Genomic DNA, 19202 nt, shown 5'->3' on the forward strand with positions numbered 1-19202 from the left:
CCGCCGGCCATGCCGCCGCCGTGGCCACTACCGCCGCCGCCGCCACCGTGGCCGCCGCCATGGCCCTGCGCGTCGGCCGCCACGAGGGGCAGGCCCGCTGCGGCGACGACCAAGCCGGCCGCCGCGAACATGTGGGTGAATTTCATGAAAGCATCTCCGTCGCCCGAGAGCCGGGCGTCGGCAGGATTACGTCTCGGCGGCGTCAGGGTTCCGGACCGCCTTGGCGACGGTATCGAGCAGGCCGTTGGCGAAGCCCTTCTCGCGCTTGTCGTAGAAGGCGCCCGCGACGTCGACATATTCGGAGATCACGGTCGCGACCGGCACGTCGGGCCGCGCCACCAGCTCATAGGTGCCGGCGCGGAGGATCTGGCGCATCGGGCGATCGAGCCGGTCCATCGACCAGCCGCTGGCGAGGCGATCGGCGATCAGCGTGTCGATCTCGCTGCGGCGCGCGTCGACGCCCTGGACGATGTCGTCGAAGAAACTGACCTCGGCGTCGATATATTCGACGTCGTCGATCGTTGCACCGAGCCGGTGGTTGTGGAATTCGGTGAGCAGCAGCGGCAGCGGCGTGCCCTCCATCTCCTGCTGGTAGAGCGCCTGCACGGCGGCGAGGCGGGCGGCCGAGCGCGCGCGCGATCGTTGCGGTTTGTTGGTCATTGGGATCCGTTCAGGCGGAGGGCGACCGAGCGGCCATGCGCCGGCAGGCCCTCGGCGGCGGCGAGCGCGACCGCGGCGGGGCCGATCCGCGCGATCGAGGCGGCGTCGCAGGCGAGGAAGCTGGTGCGTTTCATGAAGTCGGTCACCGACAGGCCGGAGGCGAAGCGCGCGCGGCGGCCGGTGGGGAGGACATGGTTGGGGCCGCCGACATAGTCGCCGACCGCCTCGGGCGTGTGGCGGCCGAGGAAGATCGATCCGGCGTGGCGCACCTGCGCGAACAGCGGCTTGGGGTCGGCGACGGCGAGCTCGAGATGCTCGGGCGCGAGCCGGTCGCACAGCGGGATGGCGTGCGCCAGCGTCGGGACGACGATGATCGCGCCGTTGGTCTCCCAGCTCGTCCGCGCCGTCGCCTGTGTCGCGAGCGTCTGCAGCTGGCGCTCGACCGCATCGGCCACCCGGTCGGCGAACGCCGCGTCGTCGGTGAACAGGATCGACTGGCTGGTCGGGTCATGCTCGGCCTGGCTGAGCAGGTCGGCGGCGATCCACTCGGGGTCGTTGCCGCCGTCGGCCACGACGACGATCTCGGACGGGCCCGCGACCATGTCGATCCCGACGCGACCGTAGAGCTGGCGCTTGGCCTCGGCGACCCAGGCATTGCCGGGGCCGACGATGACGTCGACCGCGGCGATCCGCTCGGTGCCGTAGGCGAGCGCCGCCACCGCCTGCGCGCCGCCGATCCGCCAGATCTCGTCGACGCCGGCGATCTCGGCGGCGGCGAGGACGAGCGGGTTGATCTCGCCATTGGGGGTCGGCGTCACCATCGCCAGCCGGCCGACGCCCGCGACCTTGGCGGGGATCGCGTTCATCAGCACCGAGGAGGGATAGGCGGCGCGCCCGCCGGGGACGTACAGCCCCGCCGCATCGACTGCGCTCCACCGCGCACCGAGGCGGACGCCGGCGTCGTCGATATGGTCGCGATCGGTGGGGCGCTGGCCCTCATGATAGGCGCGGATGCGGGTGGCGGCGAGTTCGATCGCGGTGCGGAGGTCCGGGTCGAGCGCGTCAAGCGCGGCGCGGCATTCGGCGCGGTCGATCCGCCAGCCGGTGGCCGCAAGGTCGTGCCTGTCGAAGGCGAGCGTGCGCTCGGCCACCGCCGCATCGCCGCGGGTGCGGACGTCGCGCAGGATTGCGGCGACATCGCGCGACACGTCCTCGTCGGTGTCGCGGCGCGCGTCGACGAGGGTGGCGAAAGCAGTCTCGAAATCGGGGGCGGAGGCATCCAGGCGCAAAACCCCGCCGTTCGTGCCGAGCGAAGTCGAGGCACCGATGGCCAACGTTTCGCCTGTGTCTCGTCCCTCGACTTCGCTCGGGACGAACGGGGGAGGGGAGAGATCAGGCCGCATCGCGCACCTCTTCCGCTGCCGCGCGGAATGCCGCGACCAGCGGCCCCAGCGTTTCGGCGCGCGTCTTGAAGGCGGCGCGGTTGACGATCAGCCGCGCGCTCACCTCGGCGATGATCTCGACCTCGACCAGCCCGTTCTCCTTGAGCGTCTTGCCCGAGGAGACGAGGTCGACGATGCGGTCGGCGAGCCCCAGCACGGGGGCGATCTCCATCGCACCGTTCAATTTGACGCACTCGGCCTGGACGCCGCGCGCCTCGAAATGCTGGCGGGTGATGTGCGGATATTTGGTCGCGACGCGGACGTGGCTCCACTCGCGTGGATCGTCGCGCGCGGCCATGTCGCGCGGCTCGGCGACCGAAATGCGGCAATGGCCGATCCGCAGATCGACCGGCGCATAGAGTTCGGAATAGTCGAACTCCATCAGCACGTCCGACCCGACGATGCCGAGCTGCGCCGCGCCATGCGCCACGAAGGTCGCGACGTCGAAGGCGCGGACGCGGATCAGCTCGATGTCGGGGCGGTCGGTCTTGAACTGGAGCGCGCGCGACGAGTCGTCGAAGAAGGCGGCCTCGGGCCGGATGCCGGCGCGGGTCAGCAGCGGCTGGACCTCGTCGAGGATGCGCCCCTTGGGCACGGCGAGGATCACGGGCTCTTTCATCGCGCCGCGCAGATAGCCCCGGCGGGGCGCGGGGGCAAGGAAGGCGGCACGAATCGTAGTGCTGCTAGCAAATCGTCATCCCGGCGGAAGCCGGGACCCATAGGCCGCGGCAAGGCGGGACGCCGGCGCAGCGCCAGCCACGATCCGCGCCGTCGCATGGGTCCCGGCTTTCGCCGGGACGACGGAAGGGGTCACGCCCCGTCCAGTTCGGGGTAGTGGCGGAAGATGCCCTCCTCGGTGAACGGCAGCCGCCGGTCGGAGGCGAAATAGTCCTGCAGTTCCGGCAGGTCCGCGACCCCATCGCGCAGCGCGAGCAGCGTCGGACAGTCGCGCGCCAGCGACGCCATGCGCTGCGGAAAGGCATAGCGCAGACCCTCGACCAGCTGGAACAGCGACAGATCGGCATAGCTCCAGGTCTCGCCGGTCAGCCAGTCGCCGCCCGATCGCGCCAGCGCGCGCTCGAACCAGCCGAGATATTTGGGCAGGCGGCTATGGCGGAAATCGGCCGCCTTGCGCGCCGCCTCGGGCTTCTGTTCCTCATAATAGCGCATCGGCGCCACCGGATGATGCGTGTCGTGCGCCTCGGCGACCAGATCGGCGATGGTGAGCTGGACCTGGTGCACGAACGGCGCCTGCTCGGCGGGTGCGAGCCCCTGTTCGCAGCCGAGAAAGAACAGGATGTTGGCGACCTGCGCGATCACCGCCGTGCCGGCGACCAGATAGGGCGGCGCGAACGGTTCGGGGCGGCGCTGCGCCATGTCCCGCATCATCGCCTCGGCGCCCTCCACGCGCGCCTTGTCGATATAGGGAATGCCGCCCGCCTCTAGCGTGAGCCGGACGAATTCGCCGCGCCCCGGGATGCCCGGCCAGTACCAGAGTTCGTAGGACATCGCAGCCTCCTCGCCATGCAGTCCGGTGGCCAACGATCGCCCGCGCGCGCGGTTCAGCCGAGCGCGGCGAGCATGGCGGCCAGATCCTCGGGAAAATAGGCCTCGTCATGCGTGGCCAGTTCGTCGGGCGCGAACCAGCGCCATTCGCGCATCACGCGCCGCTCCAGCTCGGTATGGCCGCCCGCATGGATCTCGCCGCCGGTGTAGCGGACATGATAATAGCGTTCGTCGGCCCACACCGGATCGCCCTCGATCGTGACGAACTCGACCGTGCGCTGTGCGATCTCCGGCCCGCAGGCGAGGTCGAGCCCGGTCTCCTCGCGCAGCTCGCGACCGGCGGCCTCGTCATAGCTTTCGCCGGGATCGACCGCGCCGCCCGGCGTGCACCAGAAGGGCGGCCGGTCGTCGACGACGAAGCGGAACAGCAGCACCCGGCCGGCCGGATCGGTGAGCAGGATGCGCGCCGCCGGCCGCGGGCGCCGCGCGCGGGGATCGGTCATGCGTCGGTGGGCGCGCTGGCCTTGATCGCGAGCGCATGGACGCGCTCGACCAGCAGCGCGGCGAGTGCCTGGTTGACCAATCGCTGGCGCGCGACGCGATTGAGGCCGGCGAACGCCTCGCTCTCGATCTCGACGGTGAAATGGCTCTCGCCGCGCGAATCATGGCCGCTATGGCCGCGATGCTTTTCGCTGTCGTCGATGACGACGAGCCGTGTGGGGGAAAGCGCCGAGACGAGGCGCTGGTGGATTTCGGCGGCGACGGGGCCGGTGGCGGTCGTGGTCATGGCGCCTATATAGGCGCTTTGGTGCGAACGCGGGGCGTTGAATTTTGGCGGATGGCGAAGGCAGACGCGACGACGGTCGGCGGACCGGCCCCCGGTTCCACGGCCGGATCGAGACCGGGCGGACCTGCGACGAGCCGGGGTGCGAACAACCGGGCGAATTCCGTGCGCCGGCGGGCCCGCGCGGCCGCGGCGGCGACGTGCCGCCGGCGTGGCGCTGGCTGTGCCTCGATCATGTCCGCGCCTTCAATTCCGGCTATAATTTCTTCGCCGGGATGAACACCGAACAGATCGAGGAACAGCAGAAGCCCTATGGCGGCTGGGAGCGCGAGACGCGGGCGTTCAGCCACGTCGGCGCGGACCGTCCGCCCAAATGGGCCGATTTCGGCGATCCGCTCGACGCGATCGGCGCACGCTTCCGCCGGCGCATGGAGGAGGCGCGCGCCGAGCAGGCGCCGCGTGCCGACGGCCGCCCGCTGTCGCGCGAGGACCGCGCGTCGCTCAAGACGCTCGGCTTGGACCCGGATGCGGATCGTCATGCGTTGCGCGCACGTTATGCCGAACTCGTCCGGCGCTTCCATCCCGATCGCAACGGTGGCAACCGGGCGCACGAGAAGGATTTGCAGGACGTGATCGCGGCTTATACGCAGCTCAAGTCCGCACCCGCATTCGCCTGAGCCTTGCGCTTGAAGATACACGGAAAGAGAAGAGATGGCCGACATCCCCAACATCCAGCCCGATGCGCGCTCTGACACGCTGCTCGCCGCGCCCGACAAGATGGTCAAGGTGCGCGACGCGTTCGGCATCGATTCGGATATGGAGGTGCCCGCCTTTTCCGAGGCCGACGAGCGCGTCCCCGATCTCGACCCGACCTATGTATTCGACGCCGAGACCACGGTCGCGGTCTGCGCCGGTTTCGCGCACAACCGCCGGGTGATGATCCAGGGCTATCACGGCACCGGCAAGTCGAGCCACATCGAGCAGGTGGCGGCGCGACTCAACTGGCCGTGCATCCGGATCAACCTCGATGCGCATGTCAGCCGGATCGATCTGGTCGGGCGCGACGCGATCGTGCTGCGCGACGGCAAGCAGATCACCGAATTCCGCGAAGGCCTGCTGCCTTGGGCGCTGCAGACGCCGACCGCTTTGGTGTTCGACGAATATGACGCGGGCCGCCCCGACGTGATGTTCGTGATCCAGCGCGTGCTCGAGGCGGAGGGCAAGTTGACGCTGCTCGACCAGAACCGCGTGATCCGCGCCAACCCCTGGTTCCGCCTGTTCGCGACCGCCAACACGGTGGGTCTCGGCGACACCACCGGCCTCTATCACGGCACGCAGCAGATCAACCAGGGCCAGATGGACCGCTGGAACATCGTCGTCACGCTCAACTATCTGCCCGCCGCCACCGAAGCGCGGATCGTGCTCGCCAAGTCGGGCGAATATGACAAGCCCGAGGGCAAGCAGACCGTCGACCGCATGGTCAAGGTCGCCGACCTGACCCGGCAGGGCTTCATGGCGGGCGACATCTCGACCGTCATGAGCCCGCGCACGGTGATCAGCTGGGCGCAGAACGCGCTGATCTTCGGCGACGTCGGCGTCGCCTTCCGGATGAGCTTCCTCAACAAATGCGACGAGGCCGAGCGATCCCTGGTGGCGGAATATTACCAGCGCGTGTTCGGCAAGGATCTTCCCGAGAGCGTGGTGAAGAAGGGATGATGCAGACCGAGGCCGCCATCTCCCGCCTGCGCGCGCATGAGCAGGAGCTGCGCGGCCTCGGCATTGCGCGGCTGTCGCTCTTCGGATCGGCGGCGCGGGGCGAGGCGGGCCCTGATTCTGACATAGATCTCGCCGTCAGCTTCGATGCGGCAGCCGGCATCGGGATGTTCAAGCTCTATGCGATCGAGGAGCGCCTGCGCGAGATCGTCGGTGGCCGGATCGATCTCGTCAGCGAGCCGGCCCGCAGGCGGCGGTTCCAGGATCAGATTGATCGGGATCGGGTACGTGTCTTTTGATCACGAGGCGGCATGGCTGCGCAACATCGTCGACTTTGCCGACGACGCCATGGGCTATGTCGGCTCGATGACGGTTCACGACTTCTTGCGCTATCGCAAGACGCTCGATGCCGTCGAACGCTGCATCGAGCGTCTCGCCGAGGCGGCCGTCCGGATCGGTGAGCCTCGCTTCGGCGAGCTGACGGGCGGTGTGCCGCTCGCACCGGTCCGCGGAATGGGCAATGCTCTGCGGCACGGCTATGACCGGATCGATGCGGCGACGATCTTCGCTACCGTCAGGGACGATCTTCCCTATCTGCGAGACCGCTGCGCTGCGGCTTTGGAGCGGCACTATCCCGATGCCTGACACCACCCCTCTCGAAGCCTTCCGGCTCGCGCTCGGCGGCGCGACGCGCGCGCTGGCGCATGAGCCCGAGGTCGAGCTCGGCTATTCGGCCGACCAGCCGGTGCAGAGCGGCAAGACCGTCAAGGTGCCGATGCCGGGCCGTACGCTGCCTGCCGAGCAGGTCGCCGAGGCGCGCGGCGCCGCCGATGCGTTCGCGCTCAGGCTCCGATTGCACGATGCCGTGCTCCACAACCGTACCGCGCCGGCCGAACCGGTCGCGCGTGCGGTGTTCGACGCGGTCGAGCAGGTCCGCGTCGAGGCGCTCGGCGCGCGCGGCATGGACGGCGTCACCGCCAACCTCAACACCGCGCTCGAGGCGCGGATGCGCTCCGATCCGATCGTGCGCGCGCGCAACCGCGACGAGGTGCCGCTCTCGACCGCGGTCGCGCTGATGGTGCGCGAGCGGCTGACCGGCCAGCCGGCGCCCGAGCGCGCCAAGGCCGGGCTCGACATGGTGCGCGACTGGATCGAGGAGAAAGCGGGCGCCGATCTCGACGGCCTCGGCCTCGCGCTCGACGACCAGCGCGGCTTCGCGCAGCTCGCGACCAAGCTGCTCCAGGACCTCCAGCTCGTCGCCGCCGACCTGCCCCCCGAATCCGAGCCCGATCAAGGCGACGAGCCCGAGGACGGGAAGGACGACGAGACGCAGGGCGAGAGCGACGACGAGCGCGACGGCGACGGTGCCGGGCCGCAGGACCAGATGGACGTCCGCGCCGAGGCCGAGCAGGGCGAATCGGACGGGCAGGACGAAGGCGACGCCGAACGCGACTCGATGGCCGACGAGGAAGGTGGCCTCGGTGACGAGGGCGAGGAGGGGGCGGCCCCGGCGCGACCCAACCGGCCGCTCGCGGACATGTCCGGCCAGTTCGACTACCAGGCCTATACCAGCCGCTTCGACGAGGTGGTCGAGGCCGCGACGCTGTGCGACGAGGAGGAGCTGACGCGGCTGCGCGCCTATCTCGACCAGCAGCTCACCCATCTGCAGGGCGCCGTCACCAAGCTTGCCAACCGGTTGCAGCGCCGGCTGATGGCGCAGCAGTCGCGGTCCTGGGATTTCGACCAGGAGGAAGGCCTGCTGGATGCCGCCCGGCTGGCGCGCGTCGTCGTCAATCCGATGCAGTCGCTCAGCTACAAGATCGAGCGCGACACCGAGTTCCGCGACACGGTGGTGACGCTGCTGATCGACAATTCGGGTTCTATGCGCGGGCGGCCGATCTCGATCGCCGCGATCAGCGCGGACATCATGGCGCGCACGCTCGAGCGCTGCGGCGTCAAGACCGAGATTTTGGGGTTCACGACGCGCGCCTGGAAGGGTGGCCAGTCGCGGGAAGCCTGGCTGGCGGCGGGACGCCCGACGATGCCGGGTCGGCTCAACGATCTGCGCCACATCATCTACAAGCAGGCCGACGACCCCTGGCGCCGCGCGCGCAAGAATCTCGGGCTGATGATGCGCGAGGGCCTACTCAAGGAAAATATCGACGGCGAGGCCCTGCTGTGGGCGCATTCGCGGCTGATCGCGCGCTCCGAGGAGCGGCGCATCCTGATAGTGATCTCGGACGGCGCGCCGGTCGACGATTCGACGCTGTCGGTCAACAGCGGGTCGTATCTCGAAAAGCATCTGCGCCAGGTGATCGGCTGGATCGAGACGCGCTCGCCGGTCCAGCTCGTCGCGATCGGGATCGGACACGACGTGACGCGCTATTATCAGCGTGCGGTGACGATCATGGATGCCGAACAGCTCGGCGGCACGATGGTCGGCCAGCTCGCCGATCTGTTCGATGAGGCGGCCTGACAGACCCGGAAAGCGTAAGGGCCGGATCGCATCGGATCCGGCCCCTGCCTCGTAACGCTACTGGAGGCCCTCGCTACGCAACTCGAGGTTGCCGCCGCTTAGACCGGCGAAGATGAACCTCAGCAGTCTCGTCCGATTTCGCTACCCGCAAGCGCACCGGCGCCGCCGCCGATGACGGTGGCCGCGGCCCGGTTGCCATAGCCCGCGACCGCATTGCCGAGCAGACCGCCCGCGATTGCGCCCAGAATCGTGCCGGTCGAGCCGTTGCGGCACCGGCGCCGGTCGAATCCGCGGGGATAGCCGCGCCGGTCGCGATATTCACCGCGCGCGTCGCCCCTGGGATCGCCCCGTGGCCCGCCGCGGTCATAGGCTTCGCGCCCGTCGAACCCGCCGCGCGCATAGCCGCCGCCATGATCGTGCCAGGCGCCGCCGCGCCCGCGATGACCGTCATCGTCATATTGCGCGACCGCCATCGTCGGCGCGAGCGTCATCGTGGCGGCGGCGAGCGCGCTCAGGACAGCCAGCGATAGCCTGCGACGCGGCACGCGTTTCTCCATGCGGCCTCGGATCGGCGGCCGCACCCGGTTGGTCGGCTGTATCAATGCACGGCGGCGCGTTTCGGTGGCGTGAACGACGTCGTCGTCCGCGGTTCAGTATCGCGACGCGGTCACGGCGCGGGGGATGGTGGGGCGGGCGGGGGGCGGCTAGGGCGGGGCGATGCACCGTCTCGCCTACCTTGCCGCGCTGGTCGCGCTCGCGCCGCTGCCGATTGCCCTCCACGCCGCCCCGGAGGGCGTCGTCGCGACTCCGGTCCCGCTCGATCCCCATGATCCGGGCCGGACCGCGATCGGCCGGCTGCGCACGCTCGGCGCCTGGGTGCTGCACGGCACCGACCGGCGCTTCGGCGGGATCTCCTCGATGACGATCCAGGACGGCCATTTCGTGCTGCTGAGCGACGGTGGCGTGGTGACGCGACTGCGCTTCGTCGGCAGCGGCCCGCAGGCCGACGTCACGATGACCGAACTGCCCGACGGCCCCGGCGACGGGCTGCGCCGGTCGGACCGCGACAGCGAATCGTCGACCTTCGATCCGGCCACCGGCCATGTTTGGGCGGGGTTCGAGACGAGTAACCAGATCTGGCGCTACACCAAGGGCTTTGCCGCGGCGGACGGCCATGTCGCCCCGCCGGCGATGGCGGACTGGCCCGAGAATGAGGGCGCCGAGGCGATGCTGCGGCTGCGCGACGGCCGGTTCCTGGTCTTCGCCGAGACCAAGACGCGCAAGGACGGCAGCCATGTCGCGCTGCTGTTCCCGGGCGATCCGGTCGCGGGCGCCGTGCCGATCGCGTTCGGTTATCGCGGCCCCGGTCCCGGCTTCGCACCGACCGACGCTGCCGAGCTTCCCGACGGGCGCGTCGTCGTGCTGCACCGGCGATTCGGCGTGCTCAAGGGGTTCTCGACCGCGCTGACGATTATCGACCCGGCGCGGATTACGGCGAACGGGGTGATTGCGGGCAGCTTGCTCGCGACCTGGGCGCCGCCGCTGACCGTCGACAATATGGAGGCGCTGGCGATCACCCAGGCGCGGGGCCGCACGATCCTGTGGATCGCCTCCGACGACAATTATTTCGCGCTCGAGCGCACGCTTCTGATGGCGTTCGAGCTGCCCGCCGGGGTCTGATCGGCACAGCAAAGGGCCCGCCGACCGGAGTCCGCGGGCCCTCTGCTATCGTAGGCGGAGACCCGAAGGGCTCGCGCGCAAAAGGGTCAGGCGGCGGTGGCGGCCTGCTTCTTGACGATGTCGCGCTTGAGGCGACGCGCCTTGAGGCTGAGGTCGGTGTCCGAGGTCTTGGTCAGCCAATTGTCGAGACCGCCGACATGCTCGACCGAGCGCAGGCCGTGCGTCGAGACGCGCAGCTTGACCGAGGAGCCCAACGCGTCCGAGATCAGCGTGACGTTCTGCAAATTGGGCAGAAAGGTCCGCTTGGTCTTGTTGTTGGCGTGGGAGACGTTGTTGCCGACCTGGCGGCCCTTGCCGGTCAGCTCGCAGATGCGCGCCATGATGCCTGATCCTGAAAATTCGGTTGCCGTGAAAGGGGGCGTCCCTAGGGGAGAGCGGGCGTCCGGTCAACCCGGCCGGGCGCGAGGGAGCCTTAGCCCATGCCGCTTTTTGCCATTGTCGCCCATGATCGCCCCGATGCGGGCAGCTTACGCGCCGATACCCGCCCACGCCACCTGCCGCATCTCGAGGCGATCCTGCCCCGGATCGTGACCGCCGGCCCGATGCTCAGCGAATCGGGTGCGCCGACCGGATCGATCATCGTCGCCGACTTCGCCGACCTCGCAGCCGCCGAGGCCTTTGCGGCGGCCGACCCCTATGCGCAGGCCGGGCTGTTCGCCCGCGTCGCGGTGACCGCGTTCCGCCAGGTGTTCCCCTAATCGCATTCGCTTCGCCGCGGCCGATGCAACCGCCACCGCAACGAACCGTTGGTGCCGTCTAACGGGATAGGGAATGGACTTATGCGGGGCATCCTCGTGCTGCTGGTGATCGTCGTACTGGTCGCGATCGCGGCGATTTCGCTGGGCTATGTCAATGTCAGCAAGACTCGCGACGGCTCGCTGCCGACGATCGCGGTCAAGGGCGGCCAGGCGCCGGCCTTCGACGTCCAGACCGCCAATGTCAGCGTCGGCGTCGAGAACCATGTCGTCCAGACTCCGGTCGTCGACGTCAAGAAGCCGCAATGAGCCGCGCACTCGGCGAGAAACCCGGCCTCGGCGCGATCGTCTGCGCGATCCTGCTGCCGCCGCTCGGCGTGTGGCTGGCGGAAGGGATCGGGATGATCTTCCTGATCTCGCTGGTGCTGACGTGCCTGGGCTATATCCCGGGCATGATCTTCTCCCTGGTTGCGGTGCTCGCACCGCATGTGCTCGACGGGGTGCGAGGCACGCGGGTCTGAGACGGGCGCGGCGTGATTCGACGCGCAATCCGGTCTAGATCGCCGCGATGGCCTTTCCGCTTCCCGAACCGATGCGCTGGGCGCTCGATGCGGCCGCGCAGGCGGCGCGTGCCGGCGAGGTCCCGGTGGGTGCCGTGGTGACGCGCGATGGCGCGCGGATCGCGACCGCCGCCAACCGGATGCGGTCGCTCGGCGATCCCACGGCGCACGCGGAGATGGAGGCGATCCGCGCCGCCTTGGGCGTGCTCGGCACCGGGCGGCTCGACGGCTGCGACCTGTGGGTGACGCTCGAGCCCTGCGCGATGTGCGCCGGCGCGATCGCGCATGTCCGGCTCGACCGCGTCTATTATGGCGCGGCCGACGAAAAGGGCGGCGCCGTCGCGCACGGACCGCGATTCTTCGGCCAGCCGACCTGCCACCACCGCCCCGAACTCTATGCCGGGCTCGGCGAGGCCGAATCGGCGGCGATGCTCAGGGCGTTCTTCGCCGGACGACGCTGATCCCGCATCATCCCTCCCTCCTGGGGAGGATTTGCTGAGCGCGTCGGCCAATCCCGCCCCGGCCATTGTCGCGGCCCCGTTTTTTGGGCATGGATTGCCCGCGCCATGCCGCCCCTTGCCCCCTTCCCCTGGATCGACGTCGTCATCATCCTCGCACTGGTCGTGTTGAACGGCCTGTTCGCGATGAGTGAGCTGGCGATCGTGTCGTCGCGCAGCGCGCGGCTCGAGGCCCTGGCGCGGACCGGACGGCGCGGCGCGCGCGCCGCGATGGTGTTGCGCGAAAACCCCGGCAAATTCCTCTCGACCGTGCAGATCGGCATCACGCTGATCGCGATCCTCTCGGGCGCCTTTTCGGGCGAGGCGCTGGGTGGCCCGGTCGGGGCACGGCTCGAACGGCTCGGGCTCGATCCTGTCCATGCCGGCCAGCTCGGCTTCGCGCTGGTGATCGCGGTCACCACCTATGTCTCGCTGATCGTCGGCGAGCTCGTCCCCAAGCAGATCGCGCTGCGCAACCCCGAGCCGATCGCGACGATCGCGGCGCTGCCGATGAAGTGGATGGCGACCGGCACGCTGCCCGTCGTCTGGCTGCTCGACCAGACCAGCCTGCTGATCTTCCGCATCATGGGGCTGACCCGCGAGCGCGAGGAGCATGTCACCGCCGAGGAGTTGCAGCTGATCGTCGCCGAGGCGTCGTCGCAGGGCGTGATCGAGGAGAGCGAGCGCGCGATCATCTCGGGCGTGGTGCGGCTCGCCGACCGCCCGGTCCGCGAGGTGATGACGCCGCGCACCGAGGTCGACTGGATCGATGTCGACGCCAGCCTCGACGAGATCCGCGCGATCGTCGCCGAGACGCCGCACAGCCGGCTGCCGGTGGCGGAAGGGTCGGTCGATGCGATCGTCGGCGTGGCGCGGTTACGCGACCTGCTGGTGGCATTGCTCGAGGGCCGCGCGATCGACCTGCGGGCGATGATGCGGCCGGTGCCCTCGGTGCCCGACCGGATGGACGCGATGGACGCGCTCGCGGTGCTGCGCGACGCCGAGGTGCCGCTGGCGCTGGTCCATGACGAATATGGCCATCTCGACGGGCTGGTGACGCCGGGCGGGCTGCTCGCGGCGATCGCCGGCGTGTTCGCCTCGGACCGCGACGAAGGCCACGACCCCGCGTTGGTCGAGCGCGAGGACGGCAGCTGGCTGATCTCGGGCACGCTCAGCGCCGATGCGATGGCGGAGCATCTCGGTATCGATCTTCCCGAGGATCGCGACTATGCGACCGCCGCTGGCTTTGCATTGTCGGTGTTGCGCCGCATCCCCGACACCGGCGAGCATTTCGACCATGGCGACTGGCGTTTCGAGATCGTCGACATGGACGGGCGCCGCGTCGACAAGCTGCTGGCGAGCGGGCGGACGAAGGCGGGCTGACGCGGCCGGGCATTATCGGAGGCAAATTGCGTCGGCCGTCATTCCCGCAGCGGCGGAAGTCCTTTGACGCTACGTTTGACTGTCGGGCGCGGCGTCTCTCGGTATCGGACCACGTCAGGAATGACGAAAAACGCGCGACGGCGTGCGGCCTGACCTCGCCGCTTTACCCCAGCTTCCCGAACACCGCCTCGAACCCCTCGACATCATCCGCCGCGAGATAGCGCGCCTGCTCGACCCAGCGGTCGCGCACGATCCGGCCCTGGAAGGCCCCCATGCCGGCGTCGACGCGCGCGACGTCGGCATCGCTCCACGCGGCGATCTGATCGTAGCGGGTGACGCCCATGCCGGCGAGCGTCGCCTGCGCTTTGGGGCCCAGACCCTTCATCCGCGTCAGCGGGTCGGCTGGCCCGGTGGGTTCGGCGGCTGGCGCTATTTCGGCCGGGGAGACGGGGGCGGCAAGCCCGGCACTCGGCTCGGGCAGCGGTTCGTCGGGCAGCACCGGCGACAATTCGGTCGCCGGCCGCACCATCGCGATGCCGTCCGCATCCGCGGGTCCTTCGACGGGTTTGCGTCCGGTGCGCGCGAGCAGCAGCAGGACCAGCACGAGCAATACAGCGGCCGCGCCGATGATGAGGTAGGTGCTGGTCGGCATCGGCGCTTTCGGTAGAGTGTTTCGACGATATTGCCCGGCTGGTCCTGGCAACGCAAGCCGCAGCGGCGATCAGGACCTATAGCCGAATCGCTCGACCCACGGCCGCAGGATCGGCGCAACCGTGTCGAACTGGTCGGCATAGCGCCGCCAGCGGTCATTGCTGTCGAACAGGCCTTTGCGGACCTGCGAGGCGCTCGCGGTCGCGACGCCGCGGCGTTGGGCGGTGCGGTCGAAGCGACGGAGATCCGGCGTCCACGGCATGTCGACGAACGCGCACAGGGCCTGCGTGGTCGCGTCGAAGTCGCGCACGACCTGCTCGTGACGCACGACATGGGCGGTGATCGGCAATCGATCGAGGCAGGTCTGGGTGAGCTGCATCACCGCGTCATAGTGCCGCGCCGCCCGTTCCAGCGTGACATGGTCGAAGGCAGCCAAGGTCCGCGCAAAACTGGTGCGAAAGCAGCTCCACACGACGTCGCGCGGATCGCGCCGCACGATCACGATCCGCGCATCGGCGAACAGCTTGGCGATCAGCGGCAGCTTGATGCTCTTAAGCGGATCCATGTCGACGAACAGCCGGTCGGTCGGATCGATCCCGGCGGCGCGCACCCGGTCCCAGTAGCGCGTGCGCCATTCGTCCAGGGCCGGCGTGTCGAGTGCGAACAACGTCGCCAGTTCGCGCGGATCGAGGAGGAAACGCTGTTCCGCATCGATCAGCGTCGCGCTTTCCTCCAGCGCCTCGACCCCAGCGGCGCTGGCGAGAATGTTCTCGACCAGTGTCGTTCCCGAGCGGGGATAGCCCAGCACGAAGACATGGCGGCGCGCCGGACCCGGCGCCGCGGCGTCGCTGGTGGCCTGCCAACGGGCGTGCGTGGTCTCGACCGCCGCGCCTATCGCCCGGACGAAGTCGCTGTGCGTGGGGGGCGCCTCACCGTTCGGGTCGGGCCGGGGGCGGCCGCGATCGAACAGCCTATTGGCGGCCTGATATCTCGCATAGGCGGTTTCGGTGGCGTCGAGGCGGTCGAGCGCATCGCCCGACAGCCCGAGCGCGACCATGCGCTGCGCGGGCTCGATGTCGGACCGCTCGAGGAGGGCGTCGAGCCGATCGCGTGCCGCTTCCAGAAGCCCCTGTTCGATCTCGCTTCTGGCGATCGCGTAGCTGGCGGTGACGTTGTTTGGTTCGATCGCGTGGGCGCGCGCGGCATGATCGAGGACCCGTTGGCGGTCGCCTTCGATCGCCGCGATCCAGGCGAGGCCGGCATGCGCCGCAGCCAGGGTCGGATCGAGCAGGACCACGGTCTCGAAGCTTTGGGCCGCCGCGTGGAACGATCCCGCCGCCTCCAGCGCGAAGCCGCGTTCGAGCCACGAGACGATGTGATCGGGATGCCGCGCGAGCGTCGCGTCGATCGCGGCGACGGCCTCGGCGAGGCGGCCCTCCTTGCGCAAGGCGGTGCCGATCGCGGTGGTGATCGAGGGATCGCCCGGCGCCAGCCGCAACGCCTGCTCAAGGCGGCGGCGTGCGCCTGCAAAATCACCCGCCTCCTCGCAGCGCCAAGCCGCGAGATTGAGGTACATCACGTCCTGCTCGCCCTCATCGATCGCCTGCTGCGCCCAGGTGGCCGCCTGGGTGATGTCGCCCACCGCGAGACGCTCGTCGATCCGCTTGGCCCGGTCTCGGTTCATGCTCGGCATTTCATAGCGGCGATGACATTATTCGTGCCGGCCAGGATCGTACAGCCGCGCCATGCACCTGCGGCGGGCATTGTGTCGCCTGGGGCTTCGCCGCTATCGACCGCCAATGGCAAATGACGATATCGATCACATCGCGCAGACGGCGATCACCGCCTACCAACGCGGCGATTTCGACGGGGCACGGCTGGGCTTCCGGCGCGTCGCGGCGGCGGGGCGGGCGGCGCCGCAATTGTGGCTGTACCTGGCGCTGTGTTGCGAGAAGGTCGGCGACGAGGGCGGCATGGAGACCGCGCTCGATCGGATCCTCGCCGACGAGCCGCGTCATCTGTACGCGCTGACAATGAAGGGCGCGCTGCTGACGCGGCGCGGCGACGATCGCGCGGCGGTCAGTTTCTACCAGTTGGCGCTCAACAACGTGCCGGCAGCGGGCGCGCTGCCCGCGGACCTCGCCGCGCGGCTCGGAGCCGCCGAGGCGGCGGTGGCGGCCGCCGCGCGCCGCTTCCGCGCCCATCTCGAGTCGCATCTCGCCGCGCAGGCGGTGGACGTCGCCGAACAGACGCCGCGCTTTCGGGAAGCGTTGGATATCCTTTCGGGCGAGAAACCGATGTTCGTCCAGCAGCCGACAAACTTCTACTATCCGGGCCTGCCGCAGAATCCCTTCTTCGATCCCGCCGGCTTCGGGTGGGCGGCATCGATGGAAGCGGCGGCGCCTGCGATTCGCGCCGAGCTCGAAGCGGTGCTGGGCGCCGAGATCGGCCTCGAACCTTATGTGAAGGCGGAGGACGGGCGTCCCAATCGCGGTCACACCCTGCTCGGCGATCCGCGCTGGAGTGCCTATCATCTGTTCGATGGGGGCGAGTGGCATGCCGATCACGCCGCGCGCTGTCCCGCGACGATGGCCGCGCTATCGCGGGTGCCGATGCCGCGGATCGGGATCCGCTCGCCGAGCGCCTTCTTCTCGGTTCTGCGTCCGCACACGCATATCCCCGCGCATAACGGCATGCTCAACACGCGTCTGATCTGCCATCTTCCGCTGATCGTGCCAGCCGACTGCCGCCTGCGCGTGGGCAACGAGATCCGCACCGTCGAGCCCGGCACGATAATGATCTTCGACGACAGCATCGAGCATGAGGCGTGGAACGACAGCGACGAGACGCGGACCGTACTGATTTTCGAGATCTGGCGGCCGGAGTTGAGCGCGCAGGAGCAGATCGCCCTGACCGCGCTGTTCGAGGCGTCGGGCAGCTACGGCGCTATCGGCTGAGTCCGGCCATTGCACACCCGCGTTCAGCCGCGCGCCACCTCGCGCCAGCCGATGTCGCGGCGGCAGAAGCCGGTCGGGAAGTCGATCGCGTCGACCGCACGATAGGCGGCGGCCTGCGCCTGCGCGACGTCGGGTGCCGATGCTGTCACCGCAAGCACCCGGCCGCCCGAGGAAAGGACGCCCGCGGGCGCGTTGCGCGTGCCGGCATGGAAGACGTGCGCGCCGGTCGCTTCGGCCGCATCGATTCCCATGATCGCGCCACCGGTGCGCGGCGCGTCGGGATAGCCGTCAGCCGCCATCACCACGGTCAGCGCGGCATCGGCTGTCCAGGCGATCGCGCGATCCGTCAGCGTCCCGGTCGCCACCGCATGGAGCAGCGGCAGCAGGTCCTCGCCCAGCCGCAGCATCAGCACCTGGCATTCGGGATCCCCGAAGCGGACATTATATTCGATGAGCTGCGGACCCGTCTCGGTCAGCATCAGCCCGGCGAACAGCACGCCGGCAAAAGGCGTCCCCGCCTTCGCCATCGCCGCCACCGAGGGGCGCACGATCTCCGCCATCACCCGCGCTTCGAGGTCGGGGGTCAGCACGCGCGCCGGGGAATAGGCGCCCATGCCGCCGGTATTGGGGCCGCTGTCGCCCTCGCCGACGCGCTTGTGATCCTGCGCCGAGCCGAACGGGATGACGGTCTTGCCATCCGAGAGCGCGAAGAAGGAGACCTCCTCGCCCTCGAGGAATTGCTCGATCACCAGGCTCGCGCCCGCCGCGCCGAAGCGGCCGCCGATCATGTCGTCGATCGCCCGCTCGGCCTCGATGGCGGTGGTCGCGATCACCACGCCCTTGCCCGCGGCGAGTCCATCCGCCTTGATCACCACCGGCAATCCGAAGCGCGGCAGCGCGCGTTTGGCCTGCGCCGCGTCGGTGAAGCTTTCATAGGCCGCGGTCGGCACGCCGGCACGGTCGCACAGCGCCTTGGTGAAGCCCTTCGAGCCCTCGAGCCGGGCGGCGGCGGCGGACGGCCCGAACACCGCGATCCCGGCGGCGCGCAGCATGTCGGCCAGCCCCTCGACCAGCGGCTGCTCGGGACCGATCACGACGAGGCCGATCTCGGCCTGCCGCGCGAAGTCGACGATGGCGGTCTGATCGTCGAGCGCGAGCGGCACCAGCGCGGCATGGTGGCCGATCCCGGGATTGCCCGGCGCCGCGTACAGTGTACCGAGCAGCGGCGATTGCGCGAGCTTCCAGGCGAGCGCATGTTCGCGGCCCCCCGAGCCCAGCAGCAGGACATTCATGGCCGACCCCTTCGCACCCTATAACGAGGTCGCGCTCCTAGCCGAGGAGGCGCCGGGCGACAACGCGCCCGCGTTGTCCGTCTCCGAACTGTCCGGCGCGCTCAAGCGGACGGTCGAGGACCGCTTCGGCCATGTCCGCGTGCGCGGCGAGATCTCGGGCTGGAAGCGCCACGTCTCGGGCCATTGCTACCTGACGCTCAAGGACGACAAGGCGTGCATGGACGGCGTGGTGTGGAAGGGGCAGGCCTCGGCGATGCGCTTCCGCCCCGAGGACGGCATCGAGGTGATCGCCACCGGCAAGCTCACCACCTACCCAGGTCGGTCCAAATATCAGATCGTCATCGAGAAGATGGAGCTGGCCGGGCAGGGCGCGCTGATGGCGCTGCTCGACAAGCGTCGCCGCGCGCTCGCCGCCGAGGGGCTGTTCGACGAGGACCGGAAGGTCACGCTGCCGTTCCTGCCGCGGACGATCGGCGTCGTCACCTCGCCGACAGGGGCGGTGATCCGCGACATCCTTCACCGGCTCGCCGATCGCTTCCCCAGCCGCGTGCTGGTGTGGGGCGTGCCGGTGCAGGGCGAGGGCGCGGCGGAGAAGGTGGCCGCTGCGGTGCGCGGCTTCGATGCCCTGCCCGCGGTCGGCGCGGTGCCGCGGCCCGATCTGGTGATCGTTGCGCGCGGCGGCGGCTCGATCGAGGATCTGTGGGCGTTCAACGAGGAGGTGGTGGTGCGCGCGGTCGCCGGCTGCACGATCCCGATCATCTCGGCGGTCGGTCACGAGACCGACACGACGCTGTGCGACTTCGCCGCCGACCGCCGCGCGCCGACCCCGACCGCGGCGGCCGAGAT

General features: G+C 69.6%; 24 protein-coding genes. 13 read left to right on the top strand and 11 right to left on the bottom strand.

Features of this window, described 5'->3' with window-relative positions:
- Positions 1-186: 186 nt before the first annotated feature.
- The 6 genes from nusB to Q0326_RS16000 form a co-directional block, all read right to left on the bottom strand.
- A complete protein-coding gene (nusB, locus tag Q0326_RS15975) occupies positions 187-660 on the bottom strand; it encodes a transcription antitermination factor NusB (RefSeq protein ID WP_298692334.1) in 474 nt (157 codons plus the stop codon).
- Complete coding sequence (gene hisD / locus Q0326_RS15980) at positions 657-1949, bottom strand: histidinol dehydrogenase (protein WP_298692379.1); 1293 nt, start codon at positions 1947-1949, stop codon at positions 657-659. The genes nusB and hisD overlap by 4 nt, the downstream gene beginning before the upstream one ends.
- 103 nt (positions 1950-2052) lie before the next feature.
- A complete protein-coding gene (hisG, locus tag Q0326_RS15985) occupies positions 2053-2721 on the bottom strand; it encodes an ATP phosphoribosyltransferase (RefSeq protein WP_298692337.1) in 669 nt (222 codons plus the stop codon).
- A gap of 191 nt (positions 2722-2912) precedes the next feature.
- On the bottom strand, positions 2913-3611 hold the full coding sequence (locus tag Q0326_RS15990; RefSeq protein ID WP_298692340.1) for a glutathione S-transferase: 699 nt from the start codon (positions 3609-3611) through the stop codon (positions 2913-2915).
- Between the two features lie 53 nt (positions 3612-3664).
- Positions 3665-4111 carry an NUDIX domain-containing protein gene (locus tag Q0326_RS15995; protein ID WP_298692342.1) on the bottom strand — a complete coding sequence of 149 codons (447 nt, stop codon included), beginning with the start codon at positions 4109-4111 and terminating at the stop codon, positions 3665-3667.
- Complete coding sequence (locus Q0326_RS16000; RefSeq protein WP_298692344.1) at positions 4108-4395, bottom strand: BolA family protein; 288 nt, start codon at positions 4393-4395, stop codon at positions 4108-4110. Before Q0326_RS16000 ends, Q0326_RS15995 begins: the two co-directional genes overlap by 4 nt.
- Positions 4396-4439: 44 nt before the next feature.
- Here Q0326_RS16000 and Q0326_RS16005 point away from each other — a divergent pair, with 44 nt between their 5' ends.
- The 5 genes from Q0326_RS16005 to cobT are packed head-to-tail and all read left to right on the top strand — an operon-like array spanning position 4440 to position 8581.
- Positions 4440-5069, top strand: coding sequence for a J domain-containing protein (locus Q0326_RS16005; RefSeq protein ID WP_298692346.1), 630 nt, complete (start codon positions 4440-4442; stop codon positions 5067-5069).
- Positions 5070-5103: 34 nt separating this feature from the next.
- Positions 5104-6108, top strand: a complete 1005-nt coding sequence (cobS, locus tag Q0326_RS16010) for a cobaltochelatase subunit CobS (RefSeq protein ID WP_298692350.1) — start codon at positions 5104-5106, stop codon at positions 6106-6108.
- Positions 6108-6404 carry a nucleotidyltransferase family protein gene (locus Q0326_RS16015; RefSeq protein WP_298692352.1) on the top strand — a complete coding sequence of 99 codons (297 nt, stop codon included), beginning with the start codon at positions 6108-6110 and terminating at the stop codon, positions 6402-6404. The genes cobS and Q0326_RS16015 overlap by 1 nt, the downstream gene beginning before the upstream one ends.
- Positions 6319-6750: a HepT-like ribonuclease domain-containing protein gene (locus Q0326_RS16020; protein ID WP_298692358.1), complete on the top strand. Its 432-nt coding sequence runs from the start codon at positions 6319-6321 to the stop codon at positions 6748-6750. The genes Q0326_RS16015 and Q0326_RS16020 overlap by 86 nt, the downstream gene beginning before the upstream one ends.
- Positions 6743-8581: a cobaltochelatase subunit CobT gene (gene cobT, locus Q0326_RS16025; protein WP_298692359.1), complete on the top strand. Its 1839-nt coding sequence runs from the start codon at positions 6743-6745 to the stop codon at positions 8579-8581. Before Q0326_RS16020 ends, cobT begins: the two co-directional genes overlap by 8 nt.
- A 119-nt stretch (positions 8582-8700) precedes the next feature.
- Here cobT and Q0326_RS16030 read toward each other — a convergent pair whose 3' ends face one another.
- Positions 8701-9126 carry a glycine zipper 2TM domain-containing protein gene (locus Q0326_RS16030; RefSeq protein ID WP_298692360.1) on the bottom strand — a complete coding sequence of 142 codons (426 nt, stop codon included), beginning with the start codon at positions 9124-9126 and terminating at the stop codon, positions 8701-8703.
- 172 nt (positions 9127-9298) lie between these two features.
- Between Q0326_RS16030 and Q0326_RS16035 the strand changes: the two genes are divergently transcribed.
- Positions 9299-10261, top strand: coding sequence for an esterase-like activity of phytase family protein (locus Q0326_RS16035; protein ID WP_298692361.1), 963 nt, complete (start codon positions 9299-9301; stop codon positions 10259-10261).
- A gap of 86 nt (positions 10262-10347) precedes the next feature.
- On the opposite strand, the gene rpmB is transcribed toward Q0326_RS16035, so the two are convergent.
- Positions 10348-10641, bottom strand: coding sequence for a 50S ribosomal protein L28 (gene rpmB / locus Q0326_RS16040; protein ID WP_298692362.1), 294 nt, complete (start codon positions 10639-10641; stop codon positions 10348-10350).
- A gap of 99 nt (positions 10642-10740) precedes the next feature.
- On the opposite strand from rpmB, the gene Q0326_RS16045 reads away from it, so the two are divergent.
- The 5 genes from Q0326_RS16045 (at position 10741) to Q0326_RS16065 (ending at position 13456) form a co-directional block, all read left to right on the top strand.
- A complete protein-coding gene (locus Q0326_RS16045) occupies positions 10741-11019 on the top strand; it encodes a YciI family protein (RefSeq protein ID WP_298692364.1) in 279 nt (92 codons plus the stop codon).
- Positions 11020-11100: 81 nt separating this feature from the next.
- Positions 11101-11325: a hypothetical protein gene (locus Q0326_RS16050; protein ID WP_298692365.1), complete on the top strand. Its 225-nt coding sequence runs from the start codon at positions 11101-11103 to the stop codon at positions 11323-11325.
- A complete protein-coding gene (locus tag Q0326_RS16055; protein ID WP_298692366.1) occupies positions 11322-11537 on the top strand; it encodes a YqaE/Pmp3 family membrane protein in 216 nt (71 codons plus the stop codon). Before Q0326_RS16050 ends, Q0326_RS16055 begins: the two co-directional genes overlap by 4 nt.
- A gap of 47 nt (positions 11538-11584) precedes the next feature.
- The gene (locus Q0326_RS16060; protein WP_298692368.1) at positions 11585-12037 is read left to right on the top strand and encodes a nucleoside deaminase; all 453 of its coding nucleotides are present in this window, start codon (positions 11585-11587) and stop codon (positions 12035-12037) included.
- 105 nt (positions 12038-12142) lie between these two features.
- The gene (locus Q0326_RS16065; RefSeq protein ID WP_298692369.1) at positions 12143-13456 is read left to right on the top strand and encodes a hemolysin family protein; all 1314 of its coding nucleotides are present in this window, start codon (positions 12143-12145) and stop codon (positions 13454-13456) included.
- Between the two features lie 163 nt (positions 13457-13619).
- On the opposite strand, the gene Q0326_RS16070 is transcribed toward Q0326_RS16065, so the two are convergent.
- Together Q0326_RS16070 and Q0326_RS16075 are read right to left on the bottom strand one after the other, a co-directional pair.
- On the bottom strand, positions 13620-14108 hold the full coding sequence (locus Q0326_RS16070; protein WP_298692370.1) for a hypothetical protein: 489 nt from the start codon (positions 14106-14108) through the stop codon (positions 13620-13622).
- A gap of 69 nt (positions 14109-14177) precedes the next feature.
- Positions 14178-15791, bottom strand: a complete 1614-nt coding sequence (locus Q0326_RS16075) for a tetratricopeptide repeat-containing sulfotransferase family protein (protein WP_298692371.1) — start codon at positions 15789-15791, stop codon at positions 14178-14180.
- A 115-nt stretch (positions 15792-15906) separates the two neighbouring features.
- Between Q0326_RS16075 and Q0326_RS16080 the strand changes: the two genes are divergently transcribed.
- Positions 15907-17064, top strand: coding sequence for an aspartyl/asparaginyl beta-hydroxylase domain-containing protein (locus Q0326_RS16080; RefSeq protein WP_298692373.1), 1158 nt, complete (start codon positions 15907-15909; stop codon positions 17062-17064).
- Between the two features lie 23 nt (positions 17065-17087).
- Here Q0326_RS16080 and purD read toward each other — a convergent pair whose 3' ends face one another.
- On the bottom strand, positions 17088-18356 hold the full coding sequence (gene purD, locus Q0326_RS16085) for a phosphoribosylamine--glycine ligase (RefSeq protein ID WP_298692375.1): 1269 nt from the start codon (positions 18354-18356) through the stop codon (positions 17088-17090).
- Between purD and xseA the strand changes: the two genes are divergently transcribed.
- Positions 18355-19202 (top strand): exodeoxyribonuclease VII large subunit (xseA, locus tag Q0326_RS16090; protein ID WP_298692377.1); only part of this gene is annotated, 848 nt, incomplete at its 3' end. The genes purD and xseA overlap by 2 nt on opposite strands.

It is taken from the genome of uncultured Sphingomonas sp. (genome assembly GCF_937859915.1).
In the GTDB taxonomy this organism is placed as follows: Bacteria; Pseudomonadota; Alphaproteobacteria; order Sphingomonadales; family Sphingomonadaceae; genus Solisphingomonas.